A 538-nucleotide genomic window follows, 5' to 3' on the forward strand; every position below is an offset into this window, starting at 1 on the left:
CAATATTCCCCACTGCTGCCTCCCGTAGGAGTCTGGGCCGTGTCTCAGTCCCAGTGTGACCGGTCACCCTCTCAGGCCGGCTACCCGTCAAAGCCTTGGTGAGCCATTACCTCACCAACAAGCTGATAGGCCGCGAGCACATCCCTGGCCGAAAAAACTTTCCACCCACACCCATGCAGGAGCAGGTCATATCCGGTATTAGCCACCGTTTCCGATGGTTATCCCAGAGCCAGGGGCAGATTACTCACGTGTTACTCACCCGTTCGCCGCTCGAGTACCCCCGAAGGAGCCTTTCCGCTCGACTTGCATGTGTTAAGCACGCCGCCAGCGTTCGTCCTGAGCCAGGATCAAACTCTCCATAAGAAAACTTGATACCCAGCAAAAACAAACCCTGACAAAGTATTGCCAGAATCAATCATTGCCGAAAACACTCACACCAACAACACCCACCCCAAAAGGCAGACGCCATCGATGCACACAAACTGTCACAACAAATCCATATGCATGACACACTGTTGAGTTCTCAAACATCACACGC

General features: G+C 53.3%; 1 rRNA gene. It reads right to left on the reverse strand.

From position 1 onward, the window contains the following. Positions 1–363 (reverse strand): 16S ribosomal RNA (locus tag E7Z54_RS01920); the annotation flags it as partial. Positions 364–538: the final 175 nt, after the last annotated feature.

Source organism: Nocardioides sp., assembly GCF_004803405.1.
Lineage (GTDB): Bacteria > Actinomycetota > Actinomycetes > Propionibacteriales > Nocardioidaceae > Nocardioides > Nocardioides vastitatis.